The sequence below is a fragment of the Leyella stercorea genome (assembly GCF_021531655.1).
Genome location: NZ_JADYUF010000023.1, coordinates 1 through 22,897 on the forward strand (window position 1 = coordinate 1; position 22,897 = coordinate 22,897).

At 49.0% G+C, this 22,897-nt stretch carries 19 protein-coding genes; 10 read left to right on the forward strand and 9 right to left on the reverse strand.

Features of this window, described 5'->3' with window-relative positions; genetic code table 11:
* Positions 1 to 127: 127 nt before the first annotated feature.
* A complete protein-coding gene (locus tag I6E49_RS07935; protein ID WP_235401659.1) occupies positions 128 to 793 on the reverse strand; it encodes a uracil-DNA glycosylase in 666 nt (221 codons plus the stop codon).
* Between the two features lie 13 nt (positions 794 to 806).
* Positions 807 to 1,931 carry a Fic family protein gene (locus tag I6E49_RS07940; RefSeq protein WP_235401661.1) on the reverse strand — a complete coding sequence of 375 codons (1,125 nt, stop codon included), beginning with the start codon at positions 1,929 to 1,931 and terminating at the stop codon, positions 807 to 809.
* Positions 1,932 to 2,145: 214 nt separating this feature from the next.
* Here I6E49_RS07940 and I6E49_RS14450 point away from each other — a divergent pair, with 214 nt between their 5' ends.
* The gene (locus I6E49_RS14450) at positions 2,146 to 2,280 is read left to right on the forward strand and encodes a hypothetical protein (RefSeq protein ID WP_262911530.1); all 135 of its coding nucleotides are present in this window, start codon (positions 2,146 to 2,148) and stop codon (positions 2,278 to 2,280) included.
* 232 nt (positions 2,281 to 2,512) lie between these two features.
* Here I6E49_RS14450 and I6E49_RS07945 read toward each other — a convergent pair whose 3' ends face one another.
* The 7 genes from I6E49_RS07945 to I6E49_RS07975 form a co-directional block, all read right to left on the reverse strand.
* The gene (locus tag I6E49_RS07945; protein WP_235401663.1) at positions 2,513 to 4,171 is read right to left on the reverse strand and encodes a calycin-like domain-containing protein; all 1,659 of its coding nucleotides are present in this window, start codon (positions 4,169 to 4,171) and stop codon (positions 2,513 to 2,515) included.
* A gap of 54 nt (positions 4,172 to 4,225) precedes the next feature.
* The gene (locus I6E49_RS07950) at positions 4,226 to 4,975 is read right to left on the reverse strand and encodes a porin family protein (RefSeq protein ID WP_235401665.1); all 750 of its coding nucleotides are present in this window, start codon (positions 4,973 to 4,975) and stop codon (positions 4,226 to 4,228) included.
* 42 nt (positions 4,976 to 5,017) lie between these two features.
* Complete coding sequence (locus tag I6E49_RS07955; protein ID WP_235401667.1) at positions 5,018 to 6,184, reverse strand: PCMD domain-containing protein; 1,167 nt, start codon at positions 6,182 to 6,184, stop codon at positions 5,018 to 5,020.
* A 188-nt stretch (positions 6,185 to 6,372) separates the two neighbouring features.
* On the reverse strand, positions 6,373 to 8,232 hold the full coding sequence (locus I6E49_RS07960) for a DEAD/DEAH box helicase (protein ID WP_235401670.1): 1,860 nt from the start codon (positions 8,230 to 8,232) through the stop codon (positions 6,373 to 6,375).
* A gap of 40 nt (positions 8,233 to 8,272) precedes the next feature.
* Positions 8,273 to 9,046 carry a CPBP family intramembrane glutamic endopeptidase gene (locus I6E49_RS07965; protein WP_235401671.1) on the reverse strand — a complete coding sequence of 258 codons (774 nt, stop codon included), beginning with the start codon at positions 9,044 to 9,046 and terminating at the stop codon, positions 8,273 to 8,275.
* A gap of 19 nt (positions 9,047 to 9,065) precedes the next feature.
* Positions 9,066 to 9,965, reverse strand: coding sequence for a bifunctional riboflavin kinase/FAD synthetase (locus I6E49_RS07970; protein WP_235401673.1), 900 nt, complete (start codon positions 9,963 to 9,965; stop codon positions 9,066 to 9,068).
* A gap of 30 nt (positions 9,966 to 9,995) precedes the next feature.
* Positions 9,996 to 10,610 (reverse strand): HAD family hydrolase, encoded by a 615-nt coding sequence (locus I6E49_RS07975; RefSeq protein WP_235401675.1) that lies wholly within the window; start codon positions 10,608 to 10,610, stop codon positions 9,996 to 9,998.
* Between the two features lie 165 nt (positions 10,611 to 10,775).
* On the opposite strand from I6E49_RS07975, the gene citD reads away from it, so the two are divergent.
* The 9 genes from citD to I6E49_RS08020 all read left to right on the forward strand — a co-directional run bounded on the left by citD (position 10,776) and on the right by I6E49_RS08020 (position 22,897).
* A complete protein-coding gene (gene citD, locus I6E49_RS07980) occupies positions 10,776 to 11,057 on the forward strand; it encodes a citrate lyase acyl carrier protein (protein ID WP_235392399.1) in 282 nt (93 codons plus the stop codon).
* A gap of 17 nt (positions 11,058 to 11,074) precedes the next feature.
* Positions 11,075 to 11,962: a citrate (pro-3S)-lyase subunit beta gene (gene citE / locus I6E49_RS07985; RefSeq protein ID WP_235392400.1), complete on the forward strand. Its 888-nt coding sequence runs from the start codon at positions 11,075 to 11,077 to the stop codon at positions 11,960 to 11,962.
* Positions 11,959 to 13,500: a citrate lyase subunit alpha gene (gene citF / locus I6E49_RS07990; RefSeq protein ID WP_235401677.1), complete on the forward strand. Its 1,542-nt coding sequence runs from the start codon at positions 11,959 to 11,961 to the stop codon at positions 13,498 to 13,500. The genes citE and citF overlap by 4 nt, the downstream gene beginning before the upstream one ends.
* A gap of 167 nt (positions 13,501 to 13,667) precedes the next feature.
* Positions 13,668 to 13,820 carry a hypothetical protein gene (locus I6E49_RS07995; RefSeq protein WP_235401679.1) on the forward strand — a complete coding sequence of 51 codons (153 nt, stop codon included), beginning with the start codon at positions 13,668 to 13,670 and terminating at the stop codon, positions 13,818 to 13,820.
* Between the two features lie 479 nt (positions 13,821 to 14,299).
* Positions 14,300 to 17,395: a SusC/RagA family TonB-linked outer membrane protein gene (locus I6E49_RS08000; RefSeq protein ID WP_235401682.1), complete on the forward strand. Its 3,096-nt coding sequence runs from the start codon at positions 14,300 to 14,302 to the stop codon at positions 17,393 to 17,395.
* Between the two features lie 13 nt (positions 17,396 to 17,408).
* Positions 17,409 to 19,037 (forward strand): RagB/SusD family nutrient uptake outer membrane protein, encoded by a 1,629-nt coding sequence (locus I6E49_RS08005; protein WP_235401684.1) that lies wholly within the window; start codon positions 17,409 to 17,411, stop codon positions 19,035 to 19,037.
* Between the two features lie 36 nt (positions 19,038 to 19,073).
* The gene (locus I6E49_RS08010; RefSeq protein WP_235401687.1) at positions 19,074 to 19,910 is read left to right on the forward strand and encodes a DUF4843 domain-containing protein; all 837 of its coding nucleotides are present in this window, start codon (positions 19,074 to 19,076) and stop codon (positions 19,908 to 19,910) included.
* Between the two features lie 12 nt (positions 19,911 to 19,922).
* Complete coding sequence (locus I6E49_RS08015) at positions 19,923 to 21,623, forward strand: PKD-like family lipoprotein (protein ID WP_235401690.1); 1,701 nt, start codon at positions 19,923 to 19,925, stop codon at positions 21,621 to 21,623.
* 659 nt (positions 21,624 to 22,282) lie between these two features.
* A complete protein-coding gene (locus I6E49_RS08020; protein ID WP_235401692.1) occupies positions 22,283 to 22,897 on the forward strand; it encodes a citrate lyase holo-[acyl-carrier protein] synthase in 615 nt (204 codons plus the stop codon).

Sequence of the window (22,897 nt, forward strand, 5' to 3'; positions counted from 1 at the left end):
CTTTAAGATTCGTGTGATTCGCGCGATTCGTGTTGTTTATCTTTCACCACGAATATCTCGAATCTCACGAATGTTGCTGTTCTTTAAGATTTGTGTTATTCGTGCGATTCGTGTTATTTCCCTTCCCCTACCACTCAATCGGTGCTATTCCGTTCTGTTCGAGATAGGCGTTGCAGCGTGAGAAGTGGTGGTTGCCGAACCATCCGCCGCGGTTGGCTGAGAGCGGTGAGGGGTGAACCGATTCGAGTATGAAGTGGCGCGAGCGGTCGATGAGTTGCGCCTTGGAGCGCGCATATCCGCCCCACAGAATGAATACGAGGTGCTCGCGACCGGCTGAGAGAGCACGTATGGCGGCATCGGTGAACGTCTCCCATCCGTGGCGCTGGTGCGATGCAGCCTGATGGGCACGTACAGTCAGAGTGGCGTTGAGCAGCAATACACCTTGCTTAGCCCAACGCGTCAGGTCGCCCGAGGCAGGAATCGGCTTGCCCAAGTCGTTCTGTATCTCCTTGAATATGTTCTGCAATGACGGCGGAAAAGGCACTCCGTCGGCAACTGAGAAGCTCAGACCCTGCGCCTGACGAGGTTCGTGGTAAGGGTCCTGACCAATTATCACCACCTTCACCTTGTCGAACGGACACAGATTGAAGGCGTTGAAGATGAGGCTACCCGGCGGATAGCAAGTCTGGGTGGTGTATTCCTGGCGCACGAAGTCGGTGAGCTGGGCGAAGTAAGGCTGCTCAAACTCCTGCTGCAAGTGCTCGTGCCATGAGGGTTCTATCTTTACGTTCATATATGTAAGTGTATTATTCGTTCAATTCATAGTTTGTATTTCTACCGCCATCGTCGGTTTTCCGTAGTACGCCTTTATTGACAAGGTCGTTCAAGTCGCGTGTTGCAGTGTCCTGCGAGCAATGGCATATCTTATACCATTTTGAAGAATTCAGCTTGCCTTCAAATCCGTCAAACAGTCGGTTGAGCATTTTGCGCTGGCGCTCGTTGAACGGCGTCTGCTCATGCCGGTTCCAGAATTGGCGTTTGCGTACAACGTTCTCGGTCTTGGTGAGCGATGCGTTGATAGCGTCCTTCAGTGTACTGAGAAACCACGCCACCCATTCCGTCACGTCCATTCCGCCCTTCTGCGCATGCTCGAGGCAGTCATAGTAAGCCTTACGGTTCTGTAGAATCTGCGACGACAGACTGTAGTAGCGCTTGCCCGTATGGTCTGCCCGCGACAGCAGCATCTCGGTGATGGTTCGGCATATACGTCCGTTGCCGTCGTCGAAGGGATGAATGGTGACAAACCATAAGTGGGCTATAGCCGCCTTTATGAGCGGATCGGTCTTGGAGTCGTTCGCCTCAATCCATTCGAGCAGGTCGTTCATCATTCGTGGCACCTCTTCTGAAGGCGGAGCTTCATAGTGTACACGTTCCTTTCCCATCGCTCCCGACACCACTTGCATTGCCTCCTTGCCTTCACGCCATTTGCCTACATTGATTTTGTACATTCCGCTGTATCCGTTAGGAAACAGAGCGTGGTGCCATCCGAACATACGCTCAAAGCAAAGTGGACGGCTGAAGTTGTGTGTAGCGTCGAGCATCACCTGTACAACGCCCTCTATGTAGTGGTCGGTTGGGGGCAATCCGTCGTATTTCAATCCGAGTTGGGTGGCAAGCGAAGAGCGCACGCTGTCGGCGCTGAGCATCTGACCTTCAATCTTTGACGAGTGTACAATCTCGGAAGTCATCGTTTCGAGCATTGATGTGTTCTGCTCTTCAAAGCCGAACATCGACACGCGTCCCATCAGCTGACCGCGCAGCAAGTTTGTCTCAGCAACAAGACCTGCCAATGCCTGCATGTCTACCGTCATGCTTGGCCAATCGGTGTGTTGCCATATATATTGTGTTGCTCCGTTGTATTTGTGTGCCATATCTGAAATGTTTTATTGGCAAATTTACGATTTATCGGCCATTACCGCAAGTTTTGCGGAGATTAACTGGTTTATTCTCCGCAAATTTGCGGAGAATAATGCCGCAGGCAATAAGTAGGAGAAGGATGTGTCAAAAGTCAAAGCAGCACGCCCCGAAGGGGCAGAAGCCCATAGCCCAGGGCAACACCCTGGGTAAAAGTATCACAAAAAACCAATGCGCCCTGCAAGGGCAAAAGCGTTAATTATCAATGCTTTTGCCCTTGCAGGGCGTTTTGCTATTTTCAATCCGTACACCCAAGGTGCTGCCTTGGGCTATGTGCTTTTGGGGCTTTCAGCCCGCTTTGTTTGACTTTTGACACATCCTCCTGAGCAAGCAACGTCGCAAATGATTAATAACAAGAATACTCAAGCTAACTGCTCAGGCTATGGCGGGGACGCCATAGCCTCCTACAGATTGCCTTGTTCTTGTCTTTTCGACTTTTGACTTTACTTGCTATAATAAAAAAAAACTGCGGCACAGAAGCTCTGTTGCATTGCTTCTGTGTCGCAGTTGTTATTGCGAACTGTCGTTGTCGGCGTGTTTACTTCATCACCTTGATCATCTTACCGTCCTTACCGCGAACGATGTTGATGCCCTTCTGCATGGTCTTAAGCTGACGACCAGAGAGGTCGTAGATTGCGCCATTGGCTGAGTTGGTGCTGGTTGATGTAACGTTGTGGATGCCAGTGCCAGTGCCCTCGAACTTAATTGTATATACAGTCATGCTCTCGTTGTCTTCAGCGTAATTGCTGCCCTTAACTGTGATTGTAACGAGGTTCTTAGCATCGTTCCAATTTACATCCTTGGTTGAGTTTGCGCTCTTAAGAGTGCAATCGAGAGCGTTCTTATAGTCAGACATGTTGCCCTTAACGGTATACTCAGTTCTGTTCTCGTTGAATCCGTCGATGGTTGTACCATTGAGCTTGATATCGCTGAGAGAGTGATAGTATACGTACTTCACGTTGTCAACGCAAAGATAATTATCTGCAACAATCTTTGTGCGATCAAAGTAGTCAGTAGCCGCGAAGATAATATTTATTTTTTCTGGTGTACTGCTGGTCTTGTATTCAAATGGAATTGTAAGTGTTTCCCATTCGCCATTGGTGCTACTTGTGATAGCGTAGTTTATTGTAGCTATGCATTCTGCATCAGGTGCCTTCGTTACGTCACCACCCTGGTCCGTAGGCATTCCAAGGATGTTACGATCGCGATCTGTCATATCGTAAGGCTTTGGATCTCCATATATTGCAGTATTTCCAGGGACATCCTTTTGTGTATATGTTCCTTTCCAAAGGTATGCTACTACTGTTGCGTTTTCTTTTCCTTTCTTAGTGTTTCGCAAATAGTCAAATCTAATAGCGTCTGGACGTTTGTTGAATTCTTTTCCTCCAAATGAACCGCCATCAGGGTTGCTACCACTCATACCTTTAGCGGTAGCCCATGATGTTCCAAGAGTCATATATGCAGGGATTTTTTGTCCAAAGTAGCTCGTGTTTTTCAATTTAACTGCGTAATCGCTGTTACTACCACCTTCACGTGTAGCTATATCAAATTGTATAAGAGATGTATAAACATTTGATACACACCATCCACTAGGGGTCTTTCCTACAGCAGTTTTATTATTGTTGCTATCCCAAGGAATACATTTAACCCAATTATCTTCAAAACTGTCAAGGAGTGTTATTGAATCGTATACCTTTGAGGCGAATTTGGCTGAAACTATCAATGGTTTACCCTCCATAGGTACATTAACCTTGCTGATGTTTGCAACCATATAGTCGCCTTGGATAGATGCGGTCATTGACATAACAACTTTATTAATTCCCAAGGTTCCGTTAAGACCGTTTGTAATGACAGCATCAACATCTGTTGCTTCCAAAGTGATTACGCCATTCTTTTCATTACCTTCAAGTTTTGATATGGTAGCATCACCAACATATATGGCATCTACAGTAAAATCTTTAAGAACGAATGTATATGTGCCGTCAGATTCTTTGGTTACCAGAATTTGAGACTTCTCTGTTGTTCCCATCTCCGAACCATCATCCATATATACACTCAAGTCTCCGCTAAAAGTCTTGCTACCATCAGCAGCCTGCGCTTTAGTTTGCTGCTCAGCAAACATGTTAGCCTGAAAACTTGTGGCGTTAGCGTTTACTGCAAGAGCAAGCGCAAAAGCCGGGAGTAAAAATCTTTTCATAATTATTCCTTTCTTATAAAATTGTTGTCTTGTTTAATATTATATAATGTTATATTACAGTTTATACATCAGTCCTACGCTGCCGTAGATGGGGTAGAGTTTTTGCTCTATGGTCTTGAATCGCTTATGGAACACGGCAGAAAGTCCCCATGCCAAGTCGGCGTAAGCGCCTACGCGCTTTGAGAAATACCAGTCAGCTCCCACGTCAACACCAAACTGCCAGTGGCGCAAGTCGTCTGTGAAGTCGTAGTCGCCACGCTCTCCTTCGTCATGTCCCAACTCTACTTTCTGTCCCGTTGGATCGCCCTCACGCAGATAGCCGTCGTAGGCATAGCCCGAGAAGTCGTTCGACATTACGTAAGAGAAGTAAGGTCCTGCCTTCAGACGTACTTTCTTCGAAACATTGTAGGTGGCTTGTATAGGCATGGTAAGCATCCACTCCGTCACCTTTGTTACGACTTGTCCCGTGAACATACCCTCAATCACCTGGTCGCCATAGCGCATCTCCATGTGATAGTTCTTCACACGGGCATCGGTACGCATACCCTTGTTCTCGTAGTGGAATCCAGCCATAAGTCCCCAACGTTCAGCAAGAGGCTTGTAGGCATCGAGTCCGATGGTCATATTGTTGCCCAATGTGTACTTGTCGAGTGTACGTATTGAGGCAGGCATACCAATCGGAGCTGTGCCACCGATGTTGTAGCCCAGTCGCACATGATAGCGCAGGTCGTCGAAAATGCCTATTGCCATGCTCTGTGTTGCAGTAAGCACTACGAGCATTAAGGCAAGAATATATCTTTTCATATCTGTTGCGGTGTTAGATGTTGTTGCTTGTATTCCGACGGCTTATTCTTCGTCGACAAGTACATGGAGTTCGTCAACGAGCAGTTGGCTGCCCACAGCTCCCTGGAAGTTGGCTCCCTCTATGCTCGATGTACATACAATAGCAAGGCTATATCCACGGTTGGCAAGTACTGCGGGGTCGATTTCCGTACGATATTTGAATACTACGTCGAATTTCTTCCATCCTTCTTCCGTTTCATTGATCTCGCCAGCCTCGGCAATTGCCACAATCTGCGGACTTGTCTTTACGTTGGTGCCGTCAAGATAGAACACTTGGTCGTTGCCATTTTCGTCCTTTATGGTGTTGCGGAACAATACGGCATAGATGTCGCCTTTGTCTACCAATCCCTCAAGTTCCTCTTTTTGGCGGTTAGTTACTGTCTCACCCGGAGTATACTGATAATATCCGCTAAATTTAAGAGGCTTCTTGGTAATTACACAGAAGTCGCCTGAGCCGAAATGAGTTGACTCCAAAGGTTTCGATGTGGCTGTCTTGACAATAAATTCGCCCGTAAATAGGTTACCGGCAGCGATAGGCATCTTGAATGCATTGCCGGCTTTACCCGTTGAACGGGTTGTAAGGCATACACCATGACCTTTATATCCCTCTTCAAGTGGAGCTGTCGGATATTTATCTGGTGCCTTATTACCACCCACAATGGCAAAACCTGCGTTGCCCGAAGCCCAGTTGAGCAGTCGTGTACCGTCCTCAGTGAGGTCGGTCCAGATGTAATACTTGCTCTTACCGGGTTCGAGGAAGAAGTTTTCAAAATCGTATAAGGGTGAATGGTCAGCCACTTCGTTGACACGTACGGTATAAGTACGGCTCCAAGCCTTGTCTTCAGAAGTCACGGTATAAGTAACACCGCCATTAGAAAAGTCTTGAGTAGAACCGTTTTCAGGAGAAATTGTAGCACCCGGAGTAATCTGAAACAATGGTGCCACGGCTGTGCGGTCGGTGCCTTTGCGCACCGAGAACGTCACTACATTGGCAGTCTGGTCGGTAGTAGCCAATGTATCGGTTTTCTTGACGAACATATCAAGCGGTTCGTCAACATGTATATAAGCTTTCTCGATGTCGCATTCGGCATTGAGCGGTTCTTCCTTAAAGCAGGAAGTAAGCGTCATTGTAGCCGCAGCGAAAGCGAGCAAGATATGCGATTTTGTCATATACGGAAATCTAATGATGTGATGCTATCATCGTGAAATTCATTTCATTACACGGATATTTCGTGTGCAAAGTTACGAAAAACTATGCATACGCATCAAGTTTTCATATATTTTTAGACTTTTGAGTCCCTTTTAGACAATATTATGTGTGATTAATCACAGCGCCGACTGTGATTAATCACTATTAATTACTTCTTCTTGCGAGGTTTGCGGCGTGCCCATCCCTCCTCCGAAAAGTCGGGTTCGTCGCCCACAAGCTTGATGTCGGGATTGTCGATAAACTGTCGCCAATCGTCCTGACGGCCGCTTTCGTAGCGCGAACCGCCACGGTTTGCGCGAGGCTTGCGCTCGTTTGAGGCACGCTGACTGCGCTCGTTAGAACTGCGACGAGTACGTCCGCCCTTGCCTGAAGGAGTGCTGTCGGCATCGTTGCAACGTACGGTTCTGCCACGATACTTGGCTCCGTCGAGCGCGCGCATCACCTTGTTGGCATCCTCCTCGGGCACCTCAATATATGATATGCGACCCAGCAGGTCGATATGTCCTACGTCCTGACGGCCGTGTACGTTGCGGTTGATGAACTGCATCACCTCGCCCGGATAGAAACCGTCGTCCTTGCCAAGGTTGATGAACAGTCGGCGATAGCCCGACTCCGGTGCACGCTTCTCGCGCTTGCGTCCGTCGCGAGCGTCGTTGCGGTCCTTGCGGTCGCGCTGTGTAGAAGGTTTTACAATCTCGGGAGCGTTGGCGTAGTACTTGAGGAACTTGCCGAACTCCAGCGAAACGATGCGCTTCAGGATGTCCTCCTTGTCGAAATACTCGAAGTGGCGGTTGATGTCCTCCATGAACGGAGCAATCTGGTCCTCGTCAACGTCCACCTTCTCAATCTCGTCGATAGCCTTAAACAATTGCTTAGAGCAAATCTCCTGCGGAGTAGGAAGCGTTCCGTCTACAAACTCCTTGCCTATAGTGCGTTCCACTTCGCGCACACGTCCACGCTCCTTGGTGTGTATGATGCTGATAGACGTGCCCTTCTTGCCGGCACGTCCGGTACGTCCTGAGCGGTGGGTGTAGCTCTCGGTGTCGCCCGGCATACCATAGTTGATGACGTGAGTGAGGTCGTCGACATCCAGACCACGTGCAGCCACGTCGGTAGCCACGAGCAATTGGGTGATATGTTGGCGGAACTTCTGCATGGTTATGTCGCGCTGCTGCTGCGAGAGGTCGCCGTGCAATGGCTCAGCGTTGTATCCGTCGCGTATAAGCTTGTCGGCTACTTCCTGCGTTTCGGCTTTGGTACGGCAGAAGATGATGCCGTATATGCGTGGATAGAAGTCGACAATGCGCTTCAGGGCAAGATACTTGTCCTTGGCGTTCACCATATAATATATGTGGTTGACGTTCTCGGCACCCTCGTTGCGCGATCCCACTACAATCTCCTTGTGGTCGTGCAGATAGTTGAGAGCGATGCGCTCGATGTCCTTGCTCATAGTAGCCGAGAATAACAGTGTGTTGCGGTCGGCAGGAACGTTGTCGAATATCTCGTTGATAGAGTCGGAGAAGCCCATGTTGAGCATTTCGTCAGCCTCGTCGAGCACCACGTTGCGCACCTCTTGCACTTTCGCTGCGCCACGGTGCATGAGGTCGATGAGTCGTCCCGGAGTAGCCACTATAATCTGAGCCCCGTGCTTCAGGGCGTGAATCTGGTCGATAATGGAAGTGCCGCCATATACGGCTACGATGTTGATGCCCTTGATATACTTGGCAAACGACTTCAGGTCGTCGGCTATCTGTAGGCACAATTCACGCGTGGGCGATATCACTACGGCCTGCGTGTTGCGGTTGGTGGGGTCAGTACGTTCGAGCAACGGAATTCCGAAAGCCGCCGTCTTGCCCGTACCGGTCTGTGCCAGAGCAATGACGTCGTTGCCGTTGCCCAGCAGATAGGGTATCACTTCTTCCTGGACCGGCATGGGGTGCTCGAATCCTAACTCCTCAATGGCGCGGCGAATCTCCTCGCTTACGCCCAATTCTTCAAATGTCTTCAATGTAAAAATCTAAATCTGTATATAATAAATAATGTATATGCTAATTATTCTTCAGCCGCATATTCAGCTGATACAATGCCGCTCCGAATATCATGAGCGAGAAAACCACGCTCAGCCATACTCTGGTCATGTCGCCACCGTAGAACTCGCGTAGTGTCATATCGTCGGCTCCGGGATACATGCGATACATAATATACGAAAGGCTGTTGTTGGTGAAGTGCATCACCACGCCCGGCACGATGCTTCGGGTGCGTACGTACATCCATCCGAGCAGCAATCCCAAGGCGAAAGCGTTGAGTCCTTGCAGCATGTTTCCGTGTACCAGACCGAACAATGCCGCCGATGTGACTATGGCAATCCATCGTTTCTCGTTGCCCGTAAGGTCGAGCAGACGGCGCAGTATGGCTCCGCGGAACACCATTTCTTCGGCTATCGGCACCAGCACGCCAATTGCTATGAATCCCATATCGTTGTGCATCATGCCCTTAAACATCTGCTTGTATATCTCGGGCAGTTGCAACCCGGTGGCATCAAGTGCTGCCGTGAGCGGAATGGCGGCTCCAATGGTGAGGCATACCACCCAGAACAGTGTGAACCATGGGCGCGTGTTGAGGTATCTGCTGTTGAGCGGTGCCCATTTACGCCATCCGTACAGCGCTATTGTGATAATGCTGGCTGCGAGAGTCGACACGATGTTCACCATTGGGGTGATGGCTTTAGTCTGAAAACCTATCATTGCTGCCATCATGCAGACATACTGTATAATAAGGAATGCTGCCAGATACCATGCCGTATCCAATAATGTACGTTTCATAATATGTACCTTTTGATTGTTAATACCTATATGCCAGCGTCGCCTCACGGTCGCGCTGAAGCTGGGCTTTCAGCTCGTCTACGCTGTCGAACTTCTGTTCGCCGCGCAGTCTTTGGCAAAACTCTATACGGGCATGCTGTCCGTATATATTGGCGTTGAAATCGATGATGTGCGTCTCTATAGTCTGTAGAGAGCGCTCGAATGTCGGGTTTGTTCCGATGTTGGTCATCGCCTTGAGCCACGGACCGCCGTCTACGCATATACGAGTGGCGTATACACCGTCGCTTGGCAGCAGCTGGCAGTCGCAGTCGGGGCGCAGGTTGGCGGTGGGGAAGTCTATCTTGCGTCCTTCGGCAAACCCGTGCTCCACGGTTCCTTCTATTTCGAATCGCCGTCCGAGAAATGTTGCAGCAGTGCTTACGTCGCCTTCGGCAAGCAGTCGGCGCACAAGCGACGACGACACACGCATTCCCTCCACGTCAATCGGTGTGTTCTGCACCACATTGATGCCCATGTCCTTGCCGTAGCGCACATAGTCGTCAAAGCCCTCAGCACGGTTGTGTCCGAAACGGTTGTCGTAGCCTATGAGCAGCGTGCCCACACCCAGTTGACGGTGTAGCACCTCAAGCATGAAGTCGTGAGCTGACAGCGCTGCCATACTTGTGTCGAAGTGGAGCTCCTCGATGCGGTCGGCACCCGTAAGGTTGAGCAATCGCAGTTTCTCGTTGAGCGGTGTGATGAGCTGCGGCACATAGTCGGCATGCACCACCTGGCGCGGATGGCAGTCGAAGGTGATTACCATCGACTGCTGTCCGATGTGGTGAGCCATTTCGTTGAGTCGGTTTATGAGGAACTGATGTCCCTTGTGTACACCGTCAAAGAAACCTATAGTAGCCGCAAAAGATGCGTTATGTTCCAATGGATTGATGTTGCTGAAATGTTTATGTCCTTAAATCTCGTACAGCCATCGGTGACCCGATGTCTCGTGCAGGGTGCTGATGCCCACCTTTTCGGCAGCGATGCAGTTAGCCTCGCTGTCGTCGATGAAAATTGTTTCGGCAGCATTGATGCCGGCAACGGCCAAAGCCTCGTTGAAAATCTCCACGTCGGGTTTTGCCAAGTGCATTTCGTACGAGAGGAAAATATGTTCAAAATAATCAGAGGCACGCAGTCCGCATGCCGTGAAGAAGTAGTCGCGACAGCGGTTCCAGTGCATTGAGTTGGTGTTCGACAGCAAAAACAGTCGGTAACCCTGCTGCTTCAGACGCGCCAGGCGCAACAGTTTCTCGTGAGGAATGCCCGTTAGCAACTGGTTCCACGCCCATACTATGTCCTTGTCGGGCGTGTCGGTATGGGCAATGCGTCGCACCTCGTTGCAGAACTCGCCCTCGCCGATGCGTCCAAGTTCGGTTTCGAGGAACAAATCCTCTGTACGGTGTTCCTCAACATACGATGCGAGCACCCCACATCCTATCTCTCTGAACGCATTGATACAACGTTCGGGATTCAGACCGACGAGCACTCCGCCCAGGTCGAAGATAATATTCTTTATGTTTTTGTCCATAACTGTGTGCAAAATTACTGCTTTTGCGCTGAACGGCAAAGAAATAGAGCCTTTATCAATAAAAAATATTGCGTTTTCGCTTGCTATTACATTTTAAATGTGTAACTTTACCCGCAGATAAAACCTGATGATTTTATTTATTTTAATAACATAACTGCTATACCTATGGAATTAAAACAGGCCACTGCCGGAACCATGGAGTCCGGCGACATTATGATTCAGATTGCCCCGAGCGACCGCCCGGGACTTGACATCCAGCTTCAGAGTTCGGTTGCCTTTCAATTTGGCGACCAGATCAAGAACGTGATACACGAGACACTCGAAGGTCTTGGCATCACTCAGGCCGAGGTACACGCCACCGATAAAGGCGCGCTCGACTGCACTATACGCGCTCGCACCACTGCGGCTGCTGTAAGAGCAACGGGATGCGATGTGTGGAAAGACTAACCTAAGAAAAGATAACTATGAGACTAAGAAGAACTATGATGTTCGTGCCTGGCAATAATCCTGGCATGATGCAGGACGCGTATATCTACCGTCCAGACTCCATTATGCTCGACCTTGAGGACTCAGTCACTATGGCCGAGAAGGACGCTGCGCGCCTGTTGGTGCACAACGCATTGAAGACCATCGATTATGGCACCACCGAAATGGTCGTGCGCATCAATCCACTAAATACTCCTTATGGCAAGAAGGACATCGAAGCCGTTGTCAAGGCTGGTGTTCACGTTATACGTATGCCTAAGACCGAGACCGCCGAAGAAGTTGTTGAGGTAGAGCGCGAGATTGAAAAGGTAGAACGCGAGATTGGTTGTCTCGGCCGTACACAGATTATGGCTGCTATCGAGAGCACACTCGGCGTTGTCAACGCCTACGCCATCGCCACCGCTTCAAAGCGCATGATGGGCATCGCTCTTGGTGCTGAGGACTACTGCGCTAATCTTAAGACACAGCGTTCGCCCGAAGGTATGGAGCTGCTTATGGCTCGCCAGACCATCGTTGTGGCTGCACGCGCTGCCGGCATCGATGCTCTTGATACAGTATATAGCAACCTCAACGACATGGAGACATTCCGCAAGGAGGTAGAACTTATCCATCAGCTTGGATTCGATGGTAAGTCTATCATCAACCCACGTCAGATTGAGATTATTAACGAGGTGTTCACACCTACACAGAAGGCCATCGACAAGGCCCTGGCAGTTATCGCCGCCATCAAGGAAGCAGAACGCAAGGGCTCAGGAGTTATCGCCGTTAATGGTAAAATGGTTGACCGCCCGGTTGTTATCCGCGCTCAGCGCGTGATTGACCTCGCCATGGCTTCGGGCGTAATTAAAGAGGAGGACTTGGCATGAGCACACTGAAAGAAAGACAGACCCTCATAGGTCAGATGGCCCAGGCTATGGGCAAGAGTGTATATAACGAAGTTGAGCCGAAGCTCAAGGAGATTGCTCCGCGTATGGAGTTGCAGCGCAAGAGCCCCAAACTCGTCACACTCGAGGAGGCTATTCGCCGCTCTGGTTTGCGCGACGGCATGACTATCTCGTTCCATCATCATTTCCGTGGAGGCGACAAGGTTGTGAATATGGTTGTAGACAAGCTCGCTGCTATGGGCTTCAAGAACCTTCATCTTGCTGCTTCAAGTTTGCAGGACGTTCACGCTCCGCTCATCGACCATATAAAGAATGGTGTAATCACCGAGATTTCTACATCTGGTCTGCGTGGCGATTTGGCACGTGAGATCTCGCACGGACTTATGGAGCATCCCGTAGTGTTCCGTTCGCATGGCGGACGTGGTGAGGCTATCGCTTCAGGCGAACTCCATATTGACGTAGCATTCCTCGGTGCGTCTTCATCCGATCCTCTCGGCAACGCCTGCGGATATTCACGTTCGCCCAACGCCAAGAGTATCTGTGGTTCGTTAGGTTATGCTTTGCCTGACGCTCATTATGCTGACAAGGTTGTGATTCTTACCGACGACCTCGTTGCTTATCCCAATACACCTAACTCAATATCTGAGCACGACGTTGACTTCGTTGTTGAGGTTGACAGCGTAGGCGACTCTTCCAAGATTGCTTCAGGTGCTATTCGCGATACAAAGAACCCGCGCGACATCCTTCTTGCAAAGCAGGCTGCCAAGGTTATTGTCAATAGCGGCTACTTCAAGGAGGGCTTCTCTATCCAGACCGGTTCGGGTGGCGCTTCGTTGGCAGCTGTCAAGTATATCCGCCAGAGCATGATTGACCAGGGCATCAAGGCTTCGTTCGCACTCGGTGGCATCACAGCCCACATGGTTAAGATGCATGAAGAGGGACTCATTGAGCGCCTCATCGACGTTCAGTCGTTCGATAAGGTTGCTGCAGAGTCATTGAAGAACGACCCGACACACAAGGAGGTAGCCTCTTACGAGTATGCAAGTATGCACGAGGAAGGCTCGGCTACCCACTGTCTCGACATCGTTATCCTCTCGGCTCTTGAAGTTGACGTTCACTTCAACGTTAACGTGCTCGTAGGAAGCGACGGTATTATACGCGGAGCGGTAGGCGGTCATCCTGACACAGCAGAAGATTCAGCGCTCAGCATCATCGTTTGTCCTATGCTTCGCGGTCGCATCCCGTGCATCGTCGATGAGGTTACGACACTCATCACACCGGGTCGTACAGTCGACGTAGTCGTTACAGAGTATGGCATCGCTGTCAATCCGTTGCGTCCCGACATCGCCGAGCGCATGCGTCAGGCTGGCTTGCCTCTCGTTACACTTGAAGAGCTTCGCGACCGTGCCCTCTCTATCATCGGCACACCAGCTCCGTTGCCATTCGGCGACAAGGTAGTAGGCGTAGTGCTCAACCGCGACGGTTCGGTACAGGATGTAATCAAGAACATCGAAGAGTAAAAGTAAAGTGATATATTTAAGTTAAACACGGAGAGTTTGGAGTTGAAAGCCATAGCAGGCTTATACATTCCAAACTCTCTTTTTTTATTGTTAATCACGGAATAATTCCCGAAAACAGCACCTGAAAACACGGAATTTAACTCACTTTTACGGTAAAACATAAGGGTATGGGCGCAGTATTAAAATGTCAGGACATTTCTACTTCCGAGGACTTCCACAAGCTTTACGACGCTTGTTACGAGTCTTTGGCATACCATGCTGTGCGTATAACCGGCAGTAGCGAGGCTGCTGAAGACACAGTTCAGTCGGTATTGCTATAGCCGAAGAAACCGTCAGAGTGCATAAGCTAAGAGCCATACAGTCGCTCCGCAAACGTCTCGGAGCACACGAAATGCTGACGCGCATTACATCTATATTATAAGGTGGGGTAGGGCGTATTATAATTCACCATTCAATATAACCACCAATACCATTCAATATAAACTACGGTACCATTCAATTGAAACTCCAGTACCATTCAATTGAAACTCCAGTATCAGTTATGAGGTATTAAAATCGGTACTGAGAGACAATATCGATACATTCTTTTGCTCGTTTTTAGCAGCCCATATTCCTTTTTTGCCGCTAATAATTTCATTTTTAGCGGCACTTTTTCAAAAAAATAGTGCTAAAAATTAATATCATTTCGATAAAATTATTAACTTTATCGCTGTGGAACGATACTTCAGCAAATCGCTGTTTATATATACACAATATATCCTAAACAACATTTATAACTAACCATAAATAACTATACAGTATGGACGTGAATTTCACATCAAGAGGACTGTCAGTGCTATTAGCATCAGCTTTGTCCTTGTCGATTCCTGTTGCTGCCTATTCGCAAGGTGGTCATCAGACGAAACCGTCTTCCGTTAAAGGCCAGCAAGGAAAGGTCTTTTTACGTGGACAAGTAGTGGACAACACCAGTGTGGGTCTTCCGGGAGTAAGTGTTTATACCAATGGTAAGACACTGCTCGCTGTGACCGATGTAAACGGAAATTTCACTATCACCAAACCTATCAAGATAGGAAGCGTGTTAAGCTTCGTTTCGGTAGGTCTTAAACCTCAGCGTGTCACCTATAACGGTCAAGCAAGTGCTAAGGTAGTGATGGTAGATGATGTCAACGAACTCGGTGACGTTGTTGTAACCGGTGTTGTCAATAAGATGAAGAACAGCTTTACCGGTTCGGCTGCCACATTCTCGGGCGATCAGCTTAAGAACGTAGGTACGCAGAATGCCATTGCCAGTTTGAAAACCCTTGACCCTTCATTCAATGTGCTTGACAGCGAATTCGGTTCCGACCCTAACCGTATGCCTAACATTGAAATCCGTGGAAAATCCAGTCTTATCAGTACACGTGATGAGTTGGCAGAAGACCCCAACCAACCACTTTTTATTCTCGATGGTTTTGAGTCGTCACTTCAGGCGATTTACGACCTTGACATGAACCGTATTGCATCAATCACAATTTTGAAGGATGCTGCTTCTACTGCCATTTACGGTTCCAAAGCGTCTAACGGCGTTGTGGTAGTAGAGACAATCAAGCCTAAGTCGGGCCACCTCCACCTTTCTTATAATGGCTCAGCCAATGTACAGTGGGCCGACCTTACCAGCTATAACCTTATGAACGCTGCCGAGAAACTCGAATTCGAGAAATTGGTAGGACGTTATAGCAACTTCAGCAATACCGAACAAGAGCTACGTCTTATGCAGTCGTACAACGATAAGTTGGCCGACATAGCTCGTGGCGTTGACACCTATTGGCTGTCCGAACCGCTGCGTACGGGCCTCAATCATCGCCATTCTATATATGCAGACGGAGGTGAAGGTGCGTTCATGTTCGGCTTGGGCCTAACCTATAACGGTGTTACCGGTATTATGAAAGAATCCAAGCGTGACAACATAAGCGGAAACATCGACCTTACTTACCGTCTCAATAAGCTCCAGTTTAGCAACAAGTTCTCTATCAGCAATATTGATAGCCAAGACCCGATGGTAAGCTTCTCCGAGTATGCCAAGGCCAATCCTTACTATACCAAACGCAACGAGAATGGTGAGGTGGAGCGTTGGCTCGAATACAATGATGACATAAAGGCTTCCAATCCTCTCTACGATGCTTCGCTCAACAGCTACAGCAAGAGTGGAGGATACTCTATTTCTGACAAGTTTGTAGCCGAGTACACACCTGTAAAGGAGATGAAGATACGTGGCCGCTTTGGTTTTACGCATACCAGCAGCGACAGTAAGACATTCTATTCGCCACGCTCTACGTCTTATTACGAAACCGAATACACCAAGCGCGGATCGTACAATTGGGGACAGACCAAGACCAACAAGTATGAGGGCGAGCTCACAGCCACATATGCCAAGGTGTTTGCCGATGTGCATATGTTCAACTTTGCAGTAGGTGGATATCTGTCGCAGACCAACAGTACTTATAATGGTTATTCGGCAGTAGGCTTCCCCGTGGGCGACTACGACCTTCCGTCGTTCTCCAACGGTTATCCCGAAGGAGGTAAGCCAGGCTACAGCGAGTCGATAAGCCGTGCCGTGAGCGGTTATGCCATAGGCAACTACTCTTACGACAATCGCTATCTTATAGACTTCAGCTACCGTGTCAACGGATCGTCAGTATTCGGACGCAACAAGCATTATATTGGAACTTGGGCAGTCGGACTGGCATGGAACCTGCACAACGAGAAGTTTATCAAGGACAACCTGAAAAGTCTTGGCATCACATACTTGAAGTTGCGTGCTTCAGTAGGTAACCCTGGCAACCAGAACTTCTCGTCGTCAGCCACAATAACCACATTCCGCTACAACTTCAATTCGTTCAACTATTTCGGAATGACCACCTCGATGGCACAGCTTGGCAATCCTAATCTGGAGTGGCAGACTACCATCGACCGCAACATAGGTTTCGATATTACGCTTCTCAACGACCGCTTGAAGCTTGTGGGCGACTACTATTACAAGACCACCGACCCTCTGCTTATCACCATTGATATGCCGGCTTCGTCGGGTGCAACAAACAATCAGATATACAAGAACTTCGGCAAACAGACCTCGCAGGGATTCACCGGCCAAGCCACATATTATCTCATACGCCAGATAAAGAACCGTCTGTGGTGGAACGTTCGTGGTACGCTGCGCACCGGTACTACAAAGCTGTCGGGCATAGGCAACAAGCTTGAGTCGTTCAACTCAAAAGAGCGAGAGGGCGAAAACCGCTCTACCAAGCGCTATTATGATGGAGCCAGCACCGACGATATTTGGGTAGTACGCTCGGCAGGCATCGACCCTGCAACGGGACGCGAGATATTCATCAAGAAGAACGGTGAACTGACCTATGACTTCTCTTATGATGATGAGGTGATAGTAGGCAATAGCCGTCCTACCGTTGAGGGTGTGCTCGGCACATCGTTCTCATGGAAGGGACTGTCGGTAAGCGCTGACTTCCGCTATCGTATTGGTGGATACTCGTTCAACTCAGTACTGTTTAATAAGGTAGAGAATATCAGCACCAGCTCGCTTATATACAATCAGGACAAGCGTGCACTCTACGACCGCTGGCAGAAGCCTGGCGATCACGCACAGTTCAAGGACATTGCCAACTCGGTGTCAACACCTATGTCGTCACGCTTCGTACAGCGCGACAACTCATGGTCGTTGGAGTCGTTGCGTATCGGATACGAGTTCTCACCCGAACTTGCCCGCCGTTGCGGAATGGGTTCAATACGCTTGAACGCCTACATGAACGACATTTTCCGACTTACTACCATCAAGCAGGAGCGTGGTACGTCATATCCATACGCACGCAGCGTTTCGTTCGCACTATCACTAACTCTCTAAAAACCGCACAACTATGAAACTCAATAAATATATAATAACACTGTCGGTAGCGCTTTGCGCAATGCTAAGCGGATGTACCGACTGGCTTGACACCCAGCCCAACGACAAGCAGAGCGAGGAACAGCAGTTCTCTACCAAGGACGGATTCTACTCAGCAGTGAACGGTGTCTACAATCGCATGTCGGGTTCTAATCTCTACGGCAAGACTCTTTCTTACGGTGACCTTGATTTGCTGGGACAATACTATATAGTAGAGCAGAGCAACCAAGGCAGTTATTATAAGTATCTGCGTGCCCTAACCAATTGGGACTATACCGAAGAGGGCGTATCGGCAGTGTTGAGCAGCACATGGAATGAGGCATATTCCACCATCATGAACATCAATGTAGTGTTGAACAATATCGAGAAGGATGCCACTGGCAAGAAGGTGCTTCCGCAGCGCGAATACAAGATGCTCAAGGGAGAGATGCTCGCAGCACGTGCCATGATACATTTCGACATGCTGCGTTGGTTCGGTCCGATATACAGCAAGAACCCTGAGGGTCGTGGCATACCGTACAACGACACCACCGAGCCTCAGATACTCACCATGCACAATGCCAAGACCGCTCTCAACGACTACATTTTGCGCGACCTTAAGGAAGCCGAGAACCTGCTTGCCGAGTCCGATCCCGTCATTACAGAGGGTCCGCGTGCCGAATACGACGAAGTGAACCTTGACAATTCAATGCGCTATCGTCAGCTGCGCCTTAACTACTATGCCACTGTTCTGCTTACAGCACGCGCCTATCTGTGGGGCGACGACGTAGACAACGCACTTGTTGAGGCTCAGAAACTCACTGAAGACGCTAAGGTGAAAGGCTTCTTCCCCGCAGTTGACAAGGCAAAGTTGCTCGGCAACTACAACGACCCTGACCGTATGTTCTCTACCGAATCGTTGTTTGGTTATTACAACAAGAACCGTGGCTTGATCTACGACGGCACATTTGGCGGTAGCAATACCGGTACCGGTCTGCTCATCCCACGTTCGGGATATGTAGATGGCCAGCTCTTTGGCAGCTCCGATGCTGAAGACATCCGCTACAAGTCGCAGTGGGAGTTGGGCGAAACACTCGAAGGTCAGTCTTCTAGGAAGCTCACAAAGTTCAAGGACATCAACGATGCTGGTAAGAACAATGCCGAGAACAACAAAGAAGACGAGACCGGCGTGCTGCAGGTACAGAAGTTCTACGGAACATACTGCTCGCTGATAAAGCTTAGCGAGGCTTACTACATAGCCGCTGAATGTATGATGCGTAACGGCAACCTGGCGGAAGCATGGAACTATCTCAACACAGTACGCGAGAACCGTGGACTTGGTTCGTATCCTACCACTACAGCCGAGAAAACCTTCTGGAACTACCTTACGCTCGACTACATCCGCGAATTTGTAGGCGAAGGACAGAAATTCTTCTACTTCAAGCGTCGTAATATGGGATTTGACAACGACTATAACGGTCGCAAGGAGATAAAGGTATTGGTAAGTGCAGGATTCCCTCCGTTCATACCTCCTACATACAGCTATGAAGACAAGGCTACAGATGCCGAAAAGGAGAAGCGCTTTGTGGCACCGTTGCCTCAGAGCGAGCTGGACAACCGCTAAATTATAAAGTGTTGAACTCTTAAAAACAGAATGGAAATGAAATACAAATGGCTATTATCAATATTGGCTCTTGCCAGCATGTTTGTGTCATGCAAGCATGAGACCATCGATCTGTACGAGCTGGACGATGCTAAGATATACTTCCAGGTGCAGTCGTACTCTTCGGCAAACGGTGCGGTGGGCTATTCAAACTCTACTGACTACTCGTTTGTAGGTGTCAACCAGAATGTCGCAGGTCTTACCTTCAAGGCCACAATACAGATGATGGGACAGGTGGTCGACTACGACCGCGAGTGCAAGATTACCATCGATGCCGACAGCACGACAATGGTGGAAGGTGTAGACTATGAGATTGATCTCGACACATTGAAGATAAAGGCAGGACAGAGTAAGGCAACGTTTGGCGTACGTTTCCTGCGCAGTCAGAACATCAAGGAGAAGAAGCAGGTGCTTTGTCTGAAACTCCTGCCCAACAAGTACTTCCAGGTGCTTGAGAAGTATCGCTCTACCAATGTGTGGTCGAACACCACTGCCAAGGAGATGGACGGTTCGCGCTTTGCTTTCTATATGAGTGAGATCTATCAGCAGCCACGCCGTTGGGGTGAGGTCAATGCCGGTACTTACTTCGGACAGTGGACAGCCACCAAGTATGTGTTCATCAACGACTTCTTCGGTTTCTCTACCGACGACTGGGAGTGGTCTACGGGCAGAATCAGTAAAGGACGTATGCCGTTCTACGCTCGCGAATTGCAGAAGGAACTGCAGAAGCGTGCCGACGAGGGACAGCCTATGCTTGAGGACGACGGCAGCTATATGCAGCTTGGCGCCAACTATCAGGTGAACTATGACAATGCTACTGAAAATCAGAACTAAAAACGAATGATGATGAAAAAGACAATATTCAAGCTTATGCCCGTCGTCGGATTGTGTGCAGCAATGTCTTTGGCTTCCTGCTCGGACGACAAGGGCAACTACACATACAGCGATGCGAACATAATAACTATAGAGAACATTCCGGCTCTGACATCCGTACTCGCCAATGCCGAGTATGTCGACCTGAAGCCGGTAGTAACATCGTCTATCGACGGTGATGTCAAGGCTGACGATGCCAACTATTCGTTTGCCTATATGCGTAAGGACTCGGACGGCAAGTGGGTGAAACTGGGCGACCAGAAAGACCTTTATGTGCTGGCAGAGATGAACGCCGGAACCAACAATTGCTATTTTGCCGTTACCGACAATCGCACAGGCGTGCAGACAATCTGCCCCTTTGACGTTCGCGCCACTACCATCACTTCTGAAGGATGGCTTGTGCTTTGCAATGAGGGACAGGACGAGAAGGTGCGCATGGACATGCTGTCGCAGATTTCGCTCGACCGTATCATGCCAGCATACAACGTATTGCCGATGGCTGAAGACGTTCCTGCTATGCATCACGCCACCAAGATAGGATATGTACGTACATACGGTGGATTCAGCAACATATTCATGTTCTCCAGCACCGACTCGTATGTAGTGCCCACAGCCGATGCTTATGCCTATGGCGAGCTTGGCAAGCTGACTCTTGCTGATGAATTCAAAGCAAATCAGTTCATAACCAAGAGCAACGACCACATAGTCAATCATGTAACTTTGGCTTATCAGGCAATGGGCCGTCCTAATGCGGCTATATGTGTGTCGTCAGAGGGCAATGCTTATGCCTACAACTACAAGTCGACCAACATGTCTGCAGCATTTGAGTATCCCATTAACACCTCAACACGAGGTGGTACGCCTGAATATAAGGTGGCTCCATATGTTGGTGCTACCGAATTGCGATTCGATGGTCTGAATAGCGGATACGCATGTGCATTGCTGTATGATGTAGACAACAAGCGCTTTATCGGATGGAACAGTAAGGGCGCAGCCAACGACGACCCTGCCGGCATCACCCAGAAATGCGCTCCGCTGGCTGATCCTGCCGAAGGAAAGAAGTTCAGCTTCCAGACAGGTATGGATCTCGTATGTATGCTCAACACCGCCCAGTCGTCGGGAACAGTGTACAGCATCATGCAGGACGGCAACAAGCGCCATGTGTATGCAGTCAGTCTGCTGACCGACGAATTCAAGCAGCTCGATGCCTTTATGGACATTCAGGCTCCCGATTTCGACAAAGCCACATGTTTTGCGGCAAGTTCGCAGTATGCCGTGATTTATTATGCATATAAGAATAAGGTGTATGCGTACAATCTGTCTACGAAGGCTTCTGCCGAAATCGACCTTGGCACGAATGAGGAGGTAACGATGCTCAAGTTCAACCGCTATGATGAACCGTGGGGTACTGGTGCCGGCATACGCCAAAGCTTCTTGGGCAAGAAGGATGAGGAAACACGCCAGATATATCTAGACCGTCAGAACGACCTCATCATAGGCTCGTACGACACATCCGACACTGGTGTCAACGGTGGTATTCTCCGATTCTATAATGTAGGAGACGGCGGACTGAATCTTTCGCTTAAGAAGGATAAGGTAGGCGACGCCGACCGTGTATGGGAATATAAGGGCTTTGCCCGAATTGTTGACATAAGATATAAAGAGGTGAAGTAATGGTTAGCCATAACACCATCTCATTATAACACCAACCCAACTGGAGCACCGCTCCACGACATTATTGCATTTCTTAACCGCTCAAAACCACGAGTTTGACGCACAAGGAAATCTTCAGTGCGTGATGCTCGGGTTTTGAGCGGTTTTTTGATGTGGCTTACCCCCTTTGCAAAAGGAGCCCTTTTGCCTTCCAAAACGAGTCCTTTTGCCCTCTAAAAGGAGTCCTTTTGCACTTCAAAAGGAGCCCTTTTGCAACCCAAAAGGAGTCCTTTTTTTGACTGTTGGGACGCTATAGCCTCCTATGATTTTACATTTGTCAAGCAAAGTAGTCTATAATGACGGATTGTACGAATTTTTTGGCGTAAAAATTTGTTTGTTTCGAGCAAATGATGTAACTTTACGCCATAAAATTAAATCTATACATACCACTCGCGTGAGCGTAAGTATCGAAGGCGGTTCTTTTCAGCAATTTGTGGAAGGGAGTGTTCTCGTATTTACGTGGATAGTGTTATTAGCCCTTGCGGTGGATGCCCTCATTCCCTTTTCATTTCGCTTCAAGATCGCCCTCACAATAGCATTGTGAGAGATACCTAATCGTGCAGATGGCTCAATGCCATTGACACGCAACAACTCAGTAAATAACTAATGAAATGAAAAATATGCCTATTACGCTTGACGAACTTCTGGCGAGCCGCGATGCACGCCATGCTATGCAGCAGAAGCTGATGGCTGAACACTCGGGAAAGACACTGGTGTGTCTGACGGTGGTTATGCCAGGAAGCGTGAAGCGTAACCTTCAGTCGCTCACTGTAGCGCATGCTGCCGTTGAGGCTATGCAGAAGGCGTTCGGAGTGAAGAGTGAAGAACGAAGAGTGAAGAACACAGACGAATTAATGGGAAGTGATGAACTGATACCTGAAACTGAATTACTAACCAATGAACTGAAAACTAATGATGAGGGATGCCTTATCGAGCGCGACCTTAATACTGGCTATGAAGCCTATCTGATTACCCCTATGCCACTGCTTGAAGCAAAGCGAGTGGCAGTAGAGATTGAGGACACACATCCGTTGGGCCGACTGTTCGACATCGACGTGATTGACGCACAAGGCATCCCGGTGTCGCGCGACAGAGTGGGAGGGCAACCCCGACGCTGTCTCGTATGCGACCATGAAGCCAGATACTGCATGCGAATGCGGTGGCACACACAAGAAGAGATATGGGCAAGGATAAGGCAGATGACTGACGACTATGCCCTGAAGCAATCAACTTAA

What these genes read in the sequence shown, in the direction of transcription:
- I6E49_RS14450 (WP_262911530.1), top strand. Translation starts at nt 2,146, where the DNA reads ATGCGCCCTGCAAGGGCAAAAGCGTTAATTATCAATGCTTTTGCCCTT.
- I6E49_RS07955 (WP_235401667.1), bottom strand. Translation starts at nt 6,184, where the DNA reads ATGACAAAATCGCATATCTTGCTCGCTTTCGCTGCGGCTACAATGACG.
- I6E49_RS08020 (WP_235401692.1), top strand. Translation starts at nt 22,283, where the DNA reads ATGCCTATTACGCTTGACGAACTTCTGGCGAGCCGCGATGCACGCCAT.
- I6E49_RS07945 (WP_235401663.1), bottom strand. Translation starts at nt 4,171, where the DNA reads ATGAAAAGATTTTTACTCCCGGCTTTTGCGCTTGCTCTTGCAGTAAAC.
- citD (WP_235392399.1), top strand. Translation starts at nt 10,776, where the DNA reads ATGGAATTAAAACAGGCCACTGCCGGAACCATGGAGTCCGGCGACATT.
- I6E49_RS07950 (WP_235401665.1), bottom strand. Translation starts at nt 4,975, where the DNA reads ATGAAAAGATATATTCTTGCCTTAATGCTCGTAGTGCTTACTGCAACA.
- I6E49_RS07995 (WP_235401679.1), top strand. Translation starts at nt 13,668, where the DNA reads ATGGGCGCAGTATTAAAATGTCAGGACATTTCTACTTCCGAGGACTTC.
- citE (WP_235392400.1), top strand. Translation starts at nt 11,075, where the DNA reads ATGAGACTAAGAAGAACTATGATGTTCGTGCCTGGCAATAATCCTGGC.
- I6E49_RS07935 (WP_235401659.1), bottom strand. Translation starts at nt 793, where the DNA reads ATGAACGTAAAGATAGAACCCTCATGGCACGAGCACTTGCAGCAGGAG.
- I6E49_RS08005 (WP_235401684.1), top strand. Translation starts at nt 17,409, where the DNA reads ATGAAACTCAATAAATATATAATAACACTGTCGGTAGCGCTTTGCGCA.
- I6E49_RS07965 (WP_235401671.1), bottom strand. Translation starts at nt 9,046, where the DNA reads ATGAAACGTACATTATTGGATACGGCATGGTATCTGGCAGCATTCCTT.
- I6E49_RS08010 (WP_235401687.1), top strand. Translation starts at nt 19,074, where the DNA reads ATGAAATACAAATGGCTATTATCAATATTGGCTCTTGCCAGCATGTTT.
- citF (WP_235401677.1), top strand. Translation starts at nt 11,959, where the DNA reads ATGAGCACACTGAAAGAAAGACAGACCCTCATAGGTCAGATGGCCCAG.
- I6E49_RS07940 (WP_235401661.1), bottom strand. Translation starts at nt 1,931, where the DNA reads ATGGCACACAAATACAACGGAGCAACACAATATATATGGCAACACACC.
- I6E49_RS08000 (WP_235401682.1), top strand. Translation starts at nt 14,300, where the DNA reads ATGGACGTGAATTTCACATCAAGAGGACTGTCAGTGCTATTAGCATCA.
- I6E49_RS07975 (WP_235401675.1), bottom strand. Translation starts at nt 10,610, where the DNA reads ATGGACAAAAACATAAAGAATATTATCTTCGACCTGGGCGGAGTGCTC.
- I6E49_RS08015 (WP_235401690.1), top strand. Translation starts at nt 19,923, where the DNA reads ATGAAAAAGACAATATTCAAGCTTATGCCCGTCGTCGGATTGTGTGCA.